Source organism: Paenarthrobacter sp. C1, assembly GCF_049315185.1.
GTDB classification, from domain to species: Bacteria; Actinomycetota; Actinomycetes; order Actinomycetales; family Micrococcaceae; genus Arthrobacter; species Arthrobacter nicotinovorans.
In genome coordinates, this window is the sequence record NZ_CP186052.1 from 2,788,590 (window position 1) to 2,804,836 (window position 16,247).

The 16,247-nt window shown below is 63.2% G+C and carries 15 protein-coding genes and 1 pseudogene; 10 read left to right on the forward strand and 6 right to left on the reverse strand.

The window, feature by feature from the left end; all coding sequences use genetic code 11:
* Positions 1–121: 121 nt before the first annotated feature.
* The 3 genes from ACNAOU_RS13130 to ACNAOU_RS13140 all read right to left on the reverse strand — a co-directional run bounded on the left by ACNAOU_RS13130 (position 122) and on the right by ACNAOU_RS13140 (position 1,741).
* Positions 122–559, reverse strand: a complete 438-nt coding sequence (locus tag ACNAOU_RS13130) for a hypothetical protein (protein WP_133830789.1) — start codon at positions 557–559, stop codon at positions 122–124.
* 106 nt (positions 560–665) lie between these two features.
* Positions 666–1,166, reverse strand: a complete 501-nt coding sequence (locus tag ACNAOU_RS13135) for a hypothetical protein (RefSeq protein ID WP_133830790.1) — start codon at positions 1,164–1,166, stop codon at positions 666–668.
* A 431-nt stretch (positions 1,167–1,597) separates the two neighbouring features.
* Positions 1,598–1,741, reverse strand: a complete 144-nt coding sequence (locus ACNAOU_RS13140; protein WP_156400145.1) for a hypothetical protein — start codon at positions 1,739–1,741, stop codon at positions 1,598–1,600.
* 151 nt (positions 1,742–1,892) lie between these two features.
* Between ACNAOU_RS13140 and ACNAOU_RS13145 the strand changes: the two genes are divergently transcribed.
* Together ACNAOU_RS13145 and ACNAOU_RS13150 are read left to right on the forward strand one after the other, a co-directional pair.
* Positions 1,893–2,366: a hypothetical protein gene (locus ACNAOU_RS13145; protein ID WP_133830791.1), complete on the forward strand. Its 474-nt coding sequence runs from the start codon at positions 1,893–1,895 to the stop codon at positions 2,364–2,366.
* A 109-nt stretch (positions 2,367–2,475) separates the two neighbouring features.
* Entirely contained in the window at positions 2,476–2,760 is a 285-nt protein-coding gene (locus ACNAOU_RS13150) for a hypothetical protein (RefSeq protein WP_139126767.1), read from the forward strand.
* Between the two features lie 70 nt (positions 2,761–2,830).
* On the opposite strand, the gene ACNAOU_RS13155 is transcribed toward ACNAOU_RS13150, so the two are convergent.
* Together ACNAOU_RS13155 and ACNAOU_RS13160 are read right to left on the reverse strand one after the other, a co-directional pair.
* Positions 2,831–4,135 (reverse strand): Y-family DNA polymerase, encoded by a 1,305-nt coding sequence (locus tag ACNAOU_RS13155; RefSeq protein WP_422758684.1) that lies wholly within the window; start codon positions 4,133–4,135, stop codon positions 2,831–2,833.
* Between the two features lie 15 nt (positions 4,136–4,150).
* A complete protein-coding gene (locus ACNAOU_RS13160) occupies positions 4,151–4,606 on the reverse strand; it encodes a LexA family protein (RefSeq protein WP_133830793.1) in 456 nt (151 codons plus the stop codon).
* Between the two features lie 424 nt (positions 4,607–5,030).
* Here ACNAOU_RS13160 and ACNAOU_RS13165 point away from each other — a divergent pair.
* From ACNAOU_RS13165 to ACNAOU_RS13185, 5 genes and pseudogenes are all read left to right on the forward strand, one after another.
* Positions 5,031–5,105 (forward strand): annotated as a pseudogene (locus ACNAOU_RS13165) (hypothetical protein); the annotation flags it as partial.
* Positions 5,099–6,145, forward strand: a complete 1,047-nt coding sequence (locus ACNAOU_RS13170) for an IS3 family transposase (RefSeq protein WP_422757060.1) — start codon at positions 5,099–5,101, stop codon at positions 6,143–6,145. The pseudogene ACNAOU_RS13165 and the gene ACNAOU_RS13170, both read left to right, overlap by 7 nt.
* 304 nt (positions 6,146–6,449) lie before the next feature.
* Complete coding sequence (locus ACNAOU_RS13175) at positions 6,450–6,860, forward strand: hypothetical protein (protein ID WP_208294365.1); 411 nt, start codon at positions 6,450–6,452, stop codon at positions 6,858–6,860.
* A gap of 41 nt (positions 6,861–6,901) precedes the next feature.
* The gene (locus tag ACNAOU_RS13180) at positions 6,902–7,894 is read left to right on the forward strand and encodes a hypothetical protein (RefSeq protein ID WP_422757061.1); all 993 of its coding nucleotides are present in this window, start codon (positions 6,902–6,904) and stop codon (positions 7,892–7,894) included.
* Between the two features lie 120 nt (positions 7,895–8,014).
* Entirely contained in the window at positions 8,015–9,445 is a 1,431-nt protein-coding gene (locus ACNAOU_RS13185; RefSeq protein ID WP_284975260.1) for a hypothetical protein, read from the forward strand.
* Between the two features lie 158 nt (positions 9,446–9,603).
* Here the strand turns inward: ACNAOU_RS13185 and ACNAOU_RS13190 are convergent, their stop codons facing one another.
* On the reverse strand, positions 9,604–10,095 hold the full coding sequence (locus ACNAOU_RS13190) for a hypothetical protein (protein ID WP_056387674.1): 492 nt from the start codon (positions 10,093–10,095) through the stop codon (positions 9,604–9,606).
* Between the two features lie 214 nt (positions 10,096–10,309).
* Here ACNAOU_RS13190 and ACNAOU_RS13195 point away from each other — a divergent pair, with 214 nt between their 5' ends.
* From ACNAOU_RS13195 to ACNAOU_RS13205, 3 genes are all read left to right on the forward strand, one after another.
* Complete coding sequence (locus tag ACNAOU_RS13195) at positions 10,310–12,754, forward strand: DNA topoisomerase (protein WP_422757062.1); 2,445 nt, start codon at positions 10,310–10,312, stop codon at positions 12,752–12,754.
* A gap of 253 nt (positions 12,755–13,007) precedes the next feature.
* The gene (locus ACNAOU_RS13200) at positions 13,008–13,907 is read left to right on the forward strand and encodes a hypothetical protein (protein WP_133830795.1); all 900 of its coding nucleotides are present in this window, start codon (positions 13,008–13,010) and stop codon (positions 13,905–13,907) included.
* 41 nt (positions 13,908–13,948) lie between these two features.
* On the forward strand, positions 13,949–16,234 hold the full coding sequence (locus ACNAOU_RS13205) for a hypothetical protein (RefSeq protein WP_133830796.1): 2,286 nt from the start codon (positions 13,949–13,951) through the stop codon (positions 16,232–16,234).
* The last annotated feature ends 13 nt before the right edge of the window (positions 16,235–16,247 follow it).

The window sequence follows — 16,247 nt, forward strand, 5'->3', positions numbered from 1 at the left end:
GTGCATACTCGCACCGGTTCTTCTTTTCCTGGTCACAAAGCTGCCGAAGTCATAGCAAGACCCAGATGGCAGCATTCCAGAGCGGAGTCCGCGTCACAGCACTTCGATGGCGACGTCGGCACTAGAGCCGTTTTGGCTGCGCATTGCCGAGGTGCGCGCGCACCACGGCAATGTCCCTCGTCGGGTCGCGCCGGATCCGCTTCGACTTGACGATGAACGCGGACTTCTCGATCACAATGAGCTTCAATCCATGTTCGGGGATAAGAAGGCGCTTGCGTTCGTCGTAGAGGCGACGTTGCTCGCCGCGACCGACACCAGAGACGGTCTGCCGCCGATCGAAGAACGGTGACGGTTTCGAATGCTGCTCCTCCTGGAACTCGACTACGAGCTTAAGATCGGACCAAAAGCCGTCCACGGGTAGCTTGGTGCCGAGGGGTCGCAAAGGGGACGGGTCGCCGCGGAGCCAATCGAACGTCGCTTGGCGACAGCTGCTCATGCCGAGGACGCCGTCGCACAGGTCAAGCACGTAGTGCTCATCGGACGCAGTGCGGTCGACCATGCCGTGATTCTTGCAGAGTTCAGCCGAGAGGCCCATGCTTCATAGGTTCAAGAACAATGTTTGGTCCGCTCTGAGAGCTTAGGATCTCGGAACCAGGCTGATTCGGTCAGTGCCGCCGTCTGCCGGATACGGCCCGGTGCCAGTATTCCGCTTCTGCACTTGTCAGAATCTCGTAGATCTCCTCGACCACGAACTTGCCCAAATAAGGGCGTTCCTCGGCGCTCAAAGTTCCCAGAGACACCAGTGCAGCCGACAACAGCACATCGTCCTCAATCGAAGGCTCAACCCATTCCCGCACGCAATCGTCGGCGAGGTCCTCCCAGACATATGGCGAGGTTGCTATGGCCTCCCTGACCGCGGCGAGTCGCACCCTTACGTCTCCGCTGCGGGACCGCGTGTAGAGACGGATCTGGTATTCATCCGAGGCCGGGGGCACAAGTGGTGCCCCGCCGGCGACCGAATGCTGCGCAGCAATGACCTGGTAGCGGGCCCGGGCAGGGTGTCGGTCATGGAGGTCCTGGCGTATTTCCCTGATGCGGTGCCCGGGGCGCAATGTTGCAATTCCAGGGATGCGGTTGTCCCGCCTATTCGCGTTGTGTGGTGCCATGACCTGTCCCGACAAGCGGCCAATAGGTGTCCCCCTCCCTCATGATAGGCCCGGTTCGGACGGAGGTTGAAGGCCACCGGATCGAGGCGGCTGGGCATACCGGAACGAGCTTGATCGTCCCTGCGGTTTTCCACATACGTCAGGACTCCCCTATCGGCAGTCGGCAACCGATGCTGCACTGGAGGCATGCTCAGCTACGAAGACATCATTCTGCTCGGCGAGGAACGGGTCCTGGTCATCCAGGAACACAAAGAGGGCCGTTGCTGGTGTGGCCAGACCTGGCAATGACCAACCTTGACGGGCGCTGTCTTGGTTGTATGGCTGGTGCTTCCTGATTCCGGACTGCTTGCTTCAGGCCGGACCAGGACCTTGCTGGGAAGGGGCCAGGTGAATTCAGCAGGGTATCCGGGCGGAGGAGCATACTGAAACGGTTACACCTCACGGTCCGGAACGCGAATGATGATCATCCGGGATCCTTCCGGGATTTTGGCCTTCGCCGCGGCCAGGGTGGTACCATAGTCGGGGCCTGTCGCGCTGACGCGCATCATTTCGCCCTGGGCATCTTCAATGGTCAATTCAACCTCCATAGCTCTGAGCATAGAGCCCTGCCCGGCCGTCCTCTGTCCGTTGGAGAAGAGAAAGCTGTCAAGTAACAGCATGCGCAGTGAGTAGCCTGCCTAAGACCGGAGCGAGACTGGGATTGCCGGTAAAGGCTAGACTGCCTGAGTGCCCGGTCATGATCAAGAAGGCCCGTTCGATCGGGCGCAGCCGCTCAATCCATCACGTCTTCAGCAGCCCAAGGACAAGTCAGTCCAGTCTGAGCCCATTGAAGTGCCCAACCCTGAGGCCGCCGGAGCCTGCGAGCAGGATATGAGCCAGGGCCCGACCCGCTGGCAGCGGATCAAGGATCATCCGGCTTTCAAGACAGGTCTCGCCGTTGGCGCTCTTGCGGCTGCTGGCGCGGTCACGTTGTTGACACTGAGGTCGCCCGAAGCATTCAAGCAGGTCAGCGCGGCGGTCTGGGAGAAAATCCCTGAGTTCACGGAGGCGGCTTTCGAGGGCATCGGCGAGGAGGCCAGCAGAAAGTCTCCGACCGAGCATAATGTCAGCGGGCACCAGCGCGTGCAGCACTACGGTCCCGGCGGCACCGAGACAAAGTTCGTCCAGGTATCGCCTTACTCGCGTGGAGGTAGTACCTAACAGGCGCATGCGATACTGACCGTGTCGAAAATTGCGGTTGTGCTTGTCGTCAGCGGTTTATGTCATATCAGAAACGGCTTCGGCGGGACGTATTGGGACGGTAGGGCCTTTGGGTATCTTTGATTTCCTTGCGAAGAAGGAAAAAAGCTGGGACGAGATCGATGTCTACGAGGGTGAAACGCCCCCGTGCCCCAACTGTGGGACGCCCCTGGTGAAAAAGTTTGTTTACTCCGAGATGTACTGCCTTGAGTGTCGCTACGGTCTAGATGACGATGACGATGACGACAGCGAGGCGCTGAGTGTTTACGATGCAGCTCAGATCTGGGCCTCACACGGTAAGGATGAGGATTACATGTTCGGGTATTCCTCGGAGGAACTCGAAGCCGCGCTTTAATGTGGCAGGTCGCTGCTCGAGTTTGCTGCCGGCGCGGGTGCTGTTGAGGTCCTGCGCTTCCCTTACCCCGCTATGCCACAGCGACCGGCAGCTCGTCCCAGTGGGTCGTGCAGCGCTTCGAGAGCATGGCGCGCTTCATCTCCCACGCCGGCGGGGTCTTCATGCCACCCAGGCCCACACCCACTGCCTGCGCGCCGAGCTTTCTCGTGATTTCGTCAAGTACCTTCCCTACTCCCCGATCTTCGAATTCGGATTGGAACACAGGTAGGAACTGAACGCCGTCACTCGCGCGCAGTCCCGTGAGTACAACTCCTGCACGGGCGTAGCGGATACCGGCGGTCGGAAACAGATCAGGCAGGATCACACTGGCAGCTTTCGTAAGCGCGATCGGGTCATCGGTCGGCATGGCCAGCGGAACAGCCCGGTGGGCTGAATGCGGGACGGTTCCTTCGTCGGCCCAGCCGGTCGAAGCCCACACCGAGAGCACGCCGGCGACGGACCCCTGGGCCCGAAGACGGGCTGAGACCCGCTGGGCGTAGATCGACAGAACCTGATGCATCTCGTCAGGGTCCGTAAGCTTGCGCGAGAAGCTCCTGGAATAGATCAGCTGGTCCTTGGCAGCCGGCGGCTGGGTCTCCAGCCCGATACATTTTTGCCCGCGCAGCTCCAGGATGGTTCTTTCCATGACGACGGAGAACCGTTTGCGGAGCCATTTGGCATCAGCGTCACGCAGTTCTCTGGCCGTGTGGATGCCGCGCGCAGCCAGGCGCTTGCCGTTACGCCCGGCGACGCCCCAGAGGTCAGTCACATGGAGGGAGTCAAGGATCCGGTCAAGCTGCTCCTCCGAAAACCGCCGGAGATCGAGAACTCCATTGAACGCGGGGTTTTTCTTGATGCCGAGAGCCGCTACCTTGGCGAGGGTCTTCGTGGGACCGATCGCGACGCGGACAGGAATTCCGGTCAGCTGGAGGACAGTCCGTCGGATCTCCTGTCCCCGTGATTCGAGTTCTTCAGGAGCGCCCCGCAGCTTCAGCCAGCTTTCGTCGATCGAATACACTTCCTGCCACGCACTGAAGCGGCCCAGAATGGTGGCAACCCGTGCACTCAGCGAGCCATAGAGCTCATAGTTCGATGACCTGGCTTCGACGCCCTTGGCCTGGCACCAGCCGCGGATCTTGAACCACGGCTTGCCCATGATGTCAGGATCGAGCTCCTTCACCAGCGGGCACGCGGCAACCACACAGCCGTCATTGTTCGAGAGGACAAGGGTCGGCCGGTCATGCAGCGTGGGGTCGAAGACGCGCTCCGCGTTGGCGTAAAAGGAGACGCAGTCTACGAGAGCGATTTGATCGGATGCTGGGGTGAGAGTCGTCATTGCCACGGCTGGAGACTATAGGCGGGGTCTGACACCACGTTTGGTTTTCGCAGGAGACAGAATCCATGTGACCACGCCCCAGACTGACATCTCGGTGTGTTCGTGGAGAACGACGTCCGCATAGTCAAGGTTCTCTGCCACGAGAACGGTACGTCCCTGGATGACGTCCAGCCGCTTGACGGTGTATTCGCCGTCAACGACGGCGATCACGATCTTGCCCGGAACGGGATCGATCCCCCGGTCCACGAGCAGCAGGTCGCCGTCATTGATTCCGGCTCCGGTCATGGAATGGCCGGCTGCACGCCAGACAAATGTACATGTTGGGTCCCGGACCAGGTGCTGGACAAGATCAAGGTCCCCGGACCAATATCCCTCTGCAGGGCTGGGGAAGCCGCAGGCGACGGCTTCCGGCGCGAACGGGAGTATCAGCGGCTCGTCGAGCGCCAACGGTTCTGGCTGCGAGGCCTGCATGTCCACTTCCTTTTCGAACATATGTTCGATGGAATCGTACGCCCGGGCGGGAACGGCACGCAACGTGGAGCAACTGCCGGGCGGACCGGACAGGCCTGGGCTCTGGGACTGCGGGCAGGAATAAAGGCCCCGGTGCGCTTGAACTGCTCCCCGGAAGTTGGACTGAGAAATTCAGTTCGGACTCCCGGGGAGCAGTTTTATGTGTGCAAGCAGGTCGTTATCGGAGAATCAGCGCAAGACCGCTGTAGCGTGGTTTGAGAAGGGCCTTGCTGACACGGCCACTGCCAGGTTGCTGGGCGTGTCGCGCTGGCCGATCAGAAAACTGTATCGACGGTGGAGGATTCGTGGTCAGGGAGCGCTGGTGACCAAGCCGACGAAACAGTCGTACTCGTTCGACTTTAAGCTTGCGTTGGTGATGCGGTTCATGGCGGGCGAAGCCGCGTCAGATCTCGCTGCCGAAGCTGGGTTGTCTTCTCCGGAGCTGGTGAAGACGTGGGCTCGCGTGTATCGCCGCGATGGCGCCGACGCGTTGCGCCCGAAGGCCAAAGGCAGGCCTCGGAAGCCCGACAGCCCACCGCCGACGGAAACAACAGAGCTAGAGCGGTTGCGGCGCGAGAACGAGCGCTTGCGGGCGGAAGTCGCCTATCTGGGAAAATTGCGGGCCTTGAGGGCTCAAAAACAACGGTGAAGGTCCAGGCCCTTATCGCCCTCAAGGCTGACTTCCCGCTTCCGGCGCTTCTGCAGGTCTCAGGTCTAGCCCGATCAACGTTTTTCTACCACCAGGCCCGCCTTCAGGCCCCGGACCCGCAAGAGGAACTCAAGTCCTCCATCACGGACATCTTCAAAAAGAACCATGCCCGCTACGGGCACCGCCGCATCCACACTGAACTGCGCAAGCAAGGCTGGGCGGTCGCGAAGAAGACCGTGCTGAAACTCATGCGGGCACTCGGGCTGCTTTGCAAGGTCCGGCGGAGAAAACGCTATAACTCCTACAAAGGCGAGCAAGGCACCACCGCACCGAACCTGCTAAACCGAGAGTTCAACGCCGCGGCACCGAACCAGAAGTGGGTCACTGACGTGACAGAGTTCAGCATCGGAGACCGCAAGCTCTACCTCTCGCCGGTCATGGATCTCTTCGACCGGCAGATCATCTCCCACACCATCGGCACATCCCCGAACCTGGCTCTGACCAACACTTCGTTGGGTGAGGCCCTGACCTGTCTGGAGCCTGGTCAGCAGCCGCTCGTGCATTCGGACCAGGGCTTCCAATACCGCCATGCCTCGTGGCGGAGCCTTCTGGAGGGTGCCGGCGCGATCCAATCAATGTCCCGCAAAGGCAACTGCTACGACAACGCGGTGATGGAGAATTTCTTTGGCCACCTCAAGGAAGAGCTCTTCCATCACGTCCGGTTTCTCAGCACCGATGCACTTGAAGCAGCGCTGCACGAGTACATCAGTTGGTACAACAACGAGAGGATCTCGACAAAGCTCGAGGGCCTGAGCCCGGTGCAATACCGAACTCAGGCCCTCGCGGCCTAGCCTTTATCTAAACCAGTCCAACTTCCGGGGACCAGTTCACTTCATGCGCGTCGGGGCCTTCTCTTTTTCGCACGAACGGGAGGTGCGAACCAACGTTCAGCGGCCCCGGCCTTGGGGTCGAGGAACCGAGGCCGCCTGGGACACGCGATCAGGCGCTGACCGGGTGACGCAGATGACTCCACCTCTCTGCCCGACCTCTCCGCAAAGGTCTGTCACAAGTCATTGCCCAATCATTCGTGACAGACAATCGAATGACGTTAGAATGGACTCGTACATCAGTCGAATATGACAGGAGAGGCCAGACATGACCGTCGTCGACGAGCCGAAGGCTGCGCCTCCCGCTGCGCGGGCTGCGACCAGGTCCGGTGGACCGAGCATCGACCAGAACGGCAGCGACCGCAGGGAGCGGGTCTTTACCCGCCTGTCCTCGGACGAGAAGCAGCGGGCGGAGTACTGGGCGCAGCGGCGCGGCTACCCCTCCGCCAACGAGTACTACGCCGAGGCGATCGCCGAGAAGATCCGGCGCGAGAATCTCGACTTCGACATCCCTGATCTGCTCACCGCGCGTATCAACCAGGTCGTCGACGAGCTCAAGGCGCTTTCGACGAACAACGCCAACCTCGAGCGGGTCGTGACCATGGGCTTCGATTCCCTGCTCGGGCTGACCAGGGGCGACAACTATCTGCTGGACGAGGAGAACGGGGAGCTGACGTGAGCCAGGGGCTGAACGAGATCATGCCGTCCACCGACGAGCTGATGGACGTCGACACGTCCTTCCTCGATGCGTACCGGACCGGCGGGAGCGAGGGCCTGAAGCGGGCCCAGGAAGGGGCACAGCCGGCGGAGCCGGAGCAGGACACGCCGGAGAAGGATGAGGCCCCGCAGCAGAGCGCCGAGAACCTTGACCGGGACACCGGTGCCGGCCAGCGTGGAGGCTCGGGAGCAGGCAGCGCCACTCCCCCGGCCCAGAGCGACGCCGTCGCCGTGGACAAAGCAGCGATGCCGCAGGTGCACGACGACGCAGACGCCGAAGCACACCCCGCGGCCCTCCCGGTGTCGCCGCCGGAAGATGCCAACCTCCTCCCGCCCGTCCCGCTCCAGCACACCGACCATCAGGAGGCCGTGCAGTCTGCGGCGGCCAGGGGCGGCTCCGGCGGAGGGGACGAGGGCAGCGAGTCGTTGCCACAGAGCGGCTTCCGGCTCGACGGCGTGAAGAGCCAGCCTGCCGTCCGGGCCCTGCCCGAGGCAATCGTCGGCGCGCTGCGGGAGCAGCTGCGCTCAGCGGCCGTCCGTGAGCTCGGTGTCGGCGACACGGCAGCCCGCGAGTTCGCCGAGCGGTTGAGCCAGGCAAGCCTGGTCACGGCCTTTCTGCTGGCCCAGCTCGACCTTGGACTGGCGACTGATGCTGCCACCCGGCGCGCGGCGCAGCTGTTCCGCTCCCGTGATCCGCTGCTGGGCAGCATCGCGGCGCGCATGGAATCCCTGGAGCGGAGGGGCCGTGAGCAGACCCAGGGCCTGGCCGCGCTGCACGGGCAGCTGGGTGAGGTAAAGGAGACCAGCGCGGCGATCGAGCAGGCACTCGCGTACTCGATCGCGGACCGCACGAGCAACTTCCTGCGCGGCTCGCACAATGTCCACGAGGCTCCGATCACGCACAAGGACGCGGTCTTCGTCCGGGACCGGGTGCGGGAGGCGACGAAGAAGCAGGCGAAGCTCGAGCGCGAGCGGGAAGGGCGGCCGATCCGATGAGCGCCGTGACGCACTGGAATACAGCGAACGGTCCTGGGGTGCGTCTCCGCGAACCGTAAAAAGGGTGGCTTGTGACGGGACAATTTGTCGAATCGGTGAACTTTGCCCGACGATCAGGGCATGGAAACTGCTGCCGGGTCCGATCCGAACTTCAGCCGCGTCGGAGCAATCGCGCTCGACACAAACATCTTCGCCGAAGCGCCCGGCATGGAAACACTGAGGTCTCTTTGTTCCCGCGCTGATAAGCACGGGCGCATTGAAATCTGGGTAACGGACACCGTTATCTGGGAATGGGGCCAGCACCTACACGGCCACCACGTATCACTCCGGGCTGCGACAAAGAAGCTTCACAGTGCCGGGTTTTCGGTGGAGGTCCCGGATGAAAAGACAGCCAAAGACATCGCGCTGGACCTGAGCGGGGTCATCACATCCTTGGGGTCCAGCATCCGTGTCCTCAGTACCGCAGATTTTGCCCATGAAGCTCTTCGTGACCAGATCCTGCTGGAAGGACCGGCCAAACGAAAGAGTGAGGTAAAAACCGGCGCAGCCGACAGTGCTCACCTCCGGGCGTACATCCATGAGGGGCGAAGCCGGGACCTGGAGTATGTAGTTGTCTCGGCAGATAAGGACACCCGCACCGCCTATCAGCAGTGGCTCGGGACCGAAGGTCCCCACATCTTCAGCGATCTCAGGAGGGCCACCGAAAAGATATTTGGTTCAGTTCCAAGTGATGCCGACGGGCTCAGCTTGGCTCTGCGGCTTGCCTACGAGGGCAATGTTCTGTTGCGGGACGTCACGATCAGCGAAGGGAATATGGGTGACTGGGAGGATCTGGTACCCGACGATATTTCCTCCCTTTCGTTCGACGTCGATGCCGCCTCGGCCAAACTCGTCGGACTCAACCACACCAAGCAGGACGCCACTGCATTGACGTTCACGGCCTTCTATCTTGCGGAGGTGAGGATCGCAGGTCTTCTGGAATCTCCGTGGAGCCGTGGAAGCACCAGGACGCAGGAAGCAACTGTTCCAAGGGCCCTTCTGCGAGCGGATATTTCCCTGCCCGCGGGGTCCACGTCAGCTGAGGATGCGCTGGTGACAAATTGCTATGTCGATGCAGGTGGAAGTGGCTGGAGGGAGCAAAGTGACGCGCTGGACAACGTCATGGATGCTCTTACTCTGGTCCCGGGGATCACCGTCGAACTTGATGGTCTGGCGTCTTGGCCGGAACAGAGGAGGAGTCAATCCTCCAATCTGCTGGTAGACGTTGCCGGGGTCCCCTTGGATCTCACCCTTTACGGCAGTTACTTCGGCAACTGGGAGTTGACGGCTTCGTATGGCGAGCGGAAGGTCATGCTGAAATGCGACGACCTTGGGGTTGGCTTTACCGATCCGGAAGGCGACGGCATCCCCGAGTACTACGACATCACTGCATTCGGCAGCGAAGCGTGGTCAGGGAACGCGGAGTTCGCAATCAATGAAATGCTGTTTGAGGCCCGACGCGCAGAGTTGACAGGCAGTGCCAACGATACTGAAGAAGAATCGCCGCAGTGAATGCGGCTCTCCGGCGCGTCGGAATGGCGAAACCGGCCGTCCCGTGAACCTGGGCCGCTGACCTGCGCCCCTCTGTAGTCGAAACGATCAGCCCGTTGCCATCAGGCAACGGGCTGATTTTCATTCCAGAGGCTGCAAGGAGGCCCACGGCCTGGCCGCTACGACCGGACGGTGAGCCGGCCTTCCTTCATGTCGTCGCGCAGCTGCGACAGCATGTACCAGTGCGCGCCTTTGGGCTTGAGGGAGATGTAGTGCTCGTGCTGCTTGCCATCCTGCTCCCAATCCAGGACCATCTCCGGACGGCGCAGCAGGCCCTGGTATTCGTCGACGTCGGCCCGGATTTCCACGCGCACACGTTCGTCCGCAGGCGGCACCAGCAGCACCGCGACGTCGCCCTCGTAGCTCAGTGAGACCTCCTGGGCGAGGAGCCGCCGTACGTCGGCCGTGCAAATCTCTCCGCGGGCGACGTCGAAGACGTTCTTGCCGTGCGTGGCGCTCTCCCAGGCGTCGATGCACTCGATCAGCATCGAGCACCCCTGGGCGATACGGATGATGTCCGCCTCGTCCGGCGGCCAGCTGCCTTCCTGCATCTCGATGAGCATGCTGCTGAAGTCCTGTGGTGTGCGCAGGAAAGCGTGGTCGAGGGCCATGGGATTCGTGCTCCTGGGTCGGGCGTGAGCGGGTGGCGACTCTATAGACGTTACCTCGATCCGGGGTCGTCGTGAATGATCCAGGCCCTCTCTGACCGGCGTGCCGGCGCGGGCCCTCGCCGCTCCCACTCGACTCGCTGGGCGACTCGCTCAGACTCGCCATTCGACTCGTTCTGTCGATAGACTTGTGACTGATTTATGAGTCGACTGGTTTATGAGTCACCGACGAAAGGGAGTCATGATGGTTGTCGGGATCCTCACCGAGAAGCCGAGCGCGGCGCGGCACTTCGCTGCAGCCCTCGGCGGCATGAACGGCACGTACAACGGGGAGCAGTTCGTCATCGCCCACGCCCGGGGGCACCTGTACGAGTTCGTCGATCCGCACCGGATGGTGGCGGATCCGGACGTGGCCGGGAAGTACCGGACCTGGGACCTGGGCAACCTGCCCTGGGACCCTCAGCAGCTGGACTGGAGCCTGGAGGTGATCAAGAACGCGAGCTCTGTCGCCGCGGACGTGAAGCGGACCCTGTGCAAGTGCGACGAGATCGTGATCGCCACCGACGTCGACCCCACGGGCGAGGGCGGCATGATCGCGGTCAATGCCTTCCTCGAGTTGGGGCTGAAGCCGGGCAAGTGGTCGCGCATGTACTTCACTGATGAGGCTCCGGCCTCGCTGCAGAAGGCCTTCGCCGCGCGCAAGGTCATTCCGTCACTCCTGGACTTCGACGAGTACCGCAAGGCGCGCTACCGCTCACAGTTCGACCTGCTCTCGATGCAGTTCACCCGCATCGCCACGAACATGGCCCGCCAGTCCGGGCAGGACACGGTGCTGCGCCAGGGCCGGTTGAAGTCGGCGATGGTCAAGCTCGTCGGCGACCAGCTGAAGGCGTACAACGACTACGTCAAGAAGCCGTTCTTCCAGAACCGGTTCCGTGACGAGAACGACGTGATGTACACGAACCCGGAGGAGCCGCGGTTCGACCAGAAGGACCAGGTGACGAACCAGTACGGCCCCTCCCCCGTCGTGCTCGACGGCAAGGCGACGAAGCAGACCGCGCCACCGAAGCTGCTGGACCTGGCCGCACTGTCCTCGCTCCTGGTGGGCAAGGGGATCAAGGCCCAGCTCGTGCTTTCGACCTACCAGTCCATGTACGAGGCCCAGGCCGTCAGCTACCCGCGCACTGCCGACGTGACGATCACGCCCGAGCAGTTCGACGAGCTCGCGCCCCTGGTGGACAAGATTGCCGGGGTCGTGGGTGTGGACGTGAAGCTCCTGACGCACCGCCAGCCGCGCAAGACGCACGTCAAGCCCCAGGGCGCGCACGGTGCGAACCGGCCGGGCCCGAAGGTGCCCGCTTCACTGGACGAGGTCGAGCAGCGCTTCGGCAAGGCCGGCCGCCTGATCTACGAGACGCTGGGCAAGAACTACCTGGCGATGATCGCCGAGGACTACGTCTACGAGCAGCAGAAGGGCCACGTCAAGGACTATCCGGACTTCGTGGGCATCGCCAACGTGCCCATGTCGGCAGGCTGGAAGGCGGTGTTCGATCCGGACGCCGGCGACGACACCGCCGAGGGCGACGAGAACGAGTCGGCCAAGGGCCTGGGCACCAACGCTGAGCCCTTCGTCTTCGAGGGTGCGAACAAGCGCCCCGAGCACCCGAGCATGAAGTGGCTGATGAAGCAGCTGGAGAAGCGCGACGTGGGCACGGGTGCCACCCGGACCTCGACGTACTCCGAGGTGACCTCGACGAAGACGAAGTACCCGCTGCTGCTGGAGAAGGGCCGCAAGCTCACCCTCGCCGAGGCCGGGGACATGAGCTGGCGGCTGCTTCCGGGCACCCGGATCGGCGACCTGGCGCTGACCGAGAAGGTCTATGCCGATATGAAGGAGATTGCCGCAGGCACCGGCCCGAGCGCAGAGGAGCGCCTCGCGGTCGTGGCCGACTGGGTGCGCGAGGACATCGCGACCATGCAGAAGAACGCCGCGACGATGCGCTCCGCACTGGGGCTCAAGGAGGAGGCCGTCACCCGGAAGGAGCGGGCGCAGGGCACCTGGGCCAAGACGGGCAAGGATGTGGTGTTCGCGCGTGAGTGGGGCGGCCACCGCTTCACCGACGACGAGGTCGCCCGGCTGCTGGCCGGGGAGACGATCGAGTTTTCGGCGAAGAGCACCACGGGCAAGGCCTATGAGGTCTTCGGCGAGCTTGGCGAGGGCACCTTCAAGGGCCGGAAGTTCGTCGGGTTCCAGAAGCTCGGCTTCGGCCGCCGCGACGCCAGCGGCAACGCTCTGCCGCCGGCGTCCTGGTGCCACTACACCTTTACGCCCGAGGAGATCGACCTCCTCATGGCTGGCGAGGGCGTCGAGTCCAGCGACTTCGTCTCAAAGAAGGGCAACCGCTTCCAGTGCAAGGTCTTCTTCCGCGAGGAGAAGAAGGGTGAGGGTAAGAAGATCGTGCCTGACTTCGAGGCCTCCCTGGACTCCCCGCCGAAGAGCTGGTGCGGGGTTGCCTTCACCGACGATCAGCTCGCGGCACTGGCCGCGGGCAAGACGATCAAGGGTACGGGCTTCACCTCGAGCAAGGGAAAGAAGTTCGACGCGACCTTGGCCTGGAAGGACGAGGGCGGCAAGAGGAAGCTCGTCCCCTCCTTCGGCTGAGGTTGCGCAGACTCGTTCCTGAATGATTATTCGGAGGTCAGTCCGATAGACTGTCCGTCCACGTACATCAGCACGCCACGGCACCGCCCGACGGCATCGGATCGCACGTCCGAGTCCGTTGGGCGGTGCCATTCTTGCGTCAGCCACGCTCGATTCGATAGGTCTATCTAAGGTAGAGTAGTCATGTATCCCTCGTCTATGAGGGCATTCGGACAGGCACAGACAAATCAGTGGTGGCAGCAGGGAGAGATTCATGGCGAAGATGTCGTACAAGGTGCCGACGAGCCTCAACAGGTCGTTCCTCGACCACGAGATCACGCTCAGCAAGGGCGGCTGGGCGGCGAAGCCCTCCCCCATCAAGCAGCTGTTCTTCTTCGGCGGGGGCGCGCTGGCGCTGCTGTGGGCGGTGACGCAGACCTTCGTGGCGAGCTCGGGTCCGGTGTTCATCACGCTCTTCGTCATCTGGGGCCTGGCACTGATCGTCTACTTCGGCGGCATGACCAAGACGAAGGAGCTGCGGGCGATGAACGTGCCCGCCCTGCTGGCGTACGCCCCGTCCCGGGCACGCAACGTCTTCACCCGCCGCAGCTCGGACCCGAGCGACTTCTACTCGATCGTCGGCATCGACGGCATCGAGGAGGACGGCCGGATCCACTTCTCCGACGGCGGTGAGGGGCAGGTCTACCTGGTCGTGGGCTCAGCGTCGTACCTGCTCTTCGACGAGGACCGCATCGGCATCCTGGACCGGGTCGACGCCTTCTGGCGCAAGATCGACACGAACTGCGAGTGGTCCTTCGTCACCACGAAGGAGCCGCAGCGGATTTACCACCAGGTGGCCTCGCTCGAGCACCGCAACCACGCCCTCGAGGTCCGCGACCCTGACCTGATCGAGCTGCAGAACGAGCAGTATGACATCCTCACGCAGCACGTCGGTGGCAAGTTCACCTCGATCCACCAGTACCTGCTGCTCAAGGGCAAGAGCGCTGACGCTCTGCGCCGGGCGCACATGGTGCTGCAGTCCGAGGTCGAGGGGTCCGCGCTGATGATCAAGGAGGCTACGGTCCTCGACCGCGAGGAGACCGAGCCCATGCTGCGGGTCTTCTACCAGGGCATCGAGGACGACCTGCACTCTCTCAAGGCCTCACTGAACTGACCGGGCCGAGCTGGACGAACAAAGGAAGGACGAAGGGTGACATGGCGCTGATGACGAAGGCCCGCGCGCAGCTGGGCATTCCGGGGAAGAAGCCCCGGGGCGGGGACGCGACGGCCGTGCCGGGCGTGGATGAACTGGAGGCCGCTCTCGACGGCGATCCCGCCACGGACGGGACGGCGGAGCCGTCCGAGGTGACCGCGCCGGCGGTCGCCGCTGAGCCGGCCGAGGTGGCCGAGCCGAAGAAGAACTGGTGGCAGCGCCGCCAGGAGATGAAGAAGCTGGAGGGGCGGTTCGACTCGTATCCGCACCTGCTGGCGCTCAAGCCTCGGGAGAAGTACGTCTTCCGCTCCGACTACTTCGAGGTCGACGGTTCCGTGGCGTGCGTGCTCGCGTTCTTCCACGACGACGCCGCGCACGACAACTTCGCCGCGTTCTGGGGCATCGACCGGATCCCGGACGGGCTCGACGAGCGCGTCACCGCGGTCGTCCTGGAGCAGGTGCGCCGGATGGACGAGAAGTGGGTGGATTCGTTCACCAAGCAGTCGGAGAAGCTCGACCGCCTTGACGCGAACGAGCAGGAGGAGACCGGCACGACCTCCTCCAAGCGCAAGGCCGCCAAGATCTCCTCCGACCTTGAGGTCACCATCGGCGAGATCCAGGACGGCGCGAGCTACCTGTCGGTGCACAACCGCCTGTTTCTCAAGGCTCCGGACCTGGAGACGCTGGACGACTCGGTCGACCGCGTCACGCGGCTGTACATCGACCGCTTCGGCACGCTGAAGGCTGCGGCGTACGCCGGCGAGCAGCGCCAGGAACTCTCGGGCCTGTTCAAGAACAACGAGAAGAAGCGCGGCAAGGGCTTCCACTTCACCTCGACCGAGCTCGCGGGTTCGTACTCGCTGGTGACTAACGGCCTGAACGACCGGGGCGGCGAGTACGTCGGCTACATGGTCGGCGACGTCAACAACTCGGCCGTACTCATGGACGTGAACCGGTACGAGCACCACGTTGTCGTGGCAGACGCGACCCTGAGCGAGTACCTGGACCGCCAGCGTGTGTCGAACATGTGGTGCTCGAAGATCTCGCAGGCCTGCATGCTCGGCAACCGCTCGGTGGTCCACCTCGTGCTGGACGGGGCGGACCTGGACAAGCTCGGCCCGAACTTCGAGCGGCTGACCTCGCGCGTGGACCTGAACCGCGGTGACGTCAACCCCTTCGAGCTGTTCGGCGACGAGGACGACGAACTGACGGTCTTCGCCGCGCAGATGGAGAAGCTCAAGCTGATGTTTGAGCAGCTCTACGAGACCACGGACGGGGCAATCGGCTCGATCATCCGCTCCGCGCTGGAGGACACGGCGACCGACTTCTACGTCGAGCAGGGCATGTGGCGGCACAACGCCAAGGACCAGCGGCACCGCCTGCGCGTGGTCAACATCCCGCACCAGCAGGTGCCGCGGCTGCAGATGTTCGTCTCGTACCTCGACACCGCGCACAAAGCCCTGCTGAACTCAAGCAAGACCGACCCCGACCAGCTGCGCGCGTACAACGTGCTGCGCGGCATCGCGAACACGATGCTCAGCACGAACGGCGACCTGTTCAACAACCACACGGCATCGGCCGTGGACGGGGTCCGGGATGCCCGGCGCGTGGTCTACGACTTCTCGCGGCTGATGCGCCGCGGCAAGGGCGTGGCCATGGCCCAGCTGGTCAACATCGTCGGCTTCGCCGTCGGCAAGCTCGGGCTCGGGGACACCGTGGTGATCCACGGCACCGAGCAGATTGACGACCGCGTCAAGAAGTACCTGCGCGACCAGTTCGACCACATGCACGAGCGCGGCGGCCGCGTGGTCTACAGCTACAACGACGTCGACAAGATGCTCGCGGACTCGGACTTCAACAAGTTCGACGCCGCGGACTACACGCTCTTCGGGCCGATGCGCGACCGCACGGTGGCGGAGTACCAGAAGCAGCTGCACCAGCAGATCCCGCCGGACCTCGCCCAGCTCATCACGACCAAGGGCGAGAACCTTACCTACCTTCGCCGGGACGTGTCGAACGTGGTCTTCCACCTCGACCTCGCGCTGGGGATCAACCCCTTCCGCGAGGCCCAGCGCAGGCAGGTTCGCCTGGAGGCCGCCAAGGCCGACGAGGCGGCCCGGATGGACCAGCTGATGAAGGACAAGCCGGCACCCGGCGCGAAGCTCACCAGCGCCCGCCAGGGCGTCGAGTCCGAGGAGGACCGCTCTGAGGACCAGGTGGGGCGGGCCGACCGCAGGAAGGCCATGAAGAAGGCCGGGACCGCCCCGCGGAAGCTGGGCAAGTCATGACGGCCATCACGGA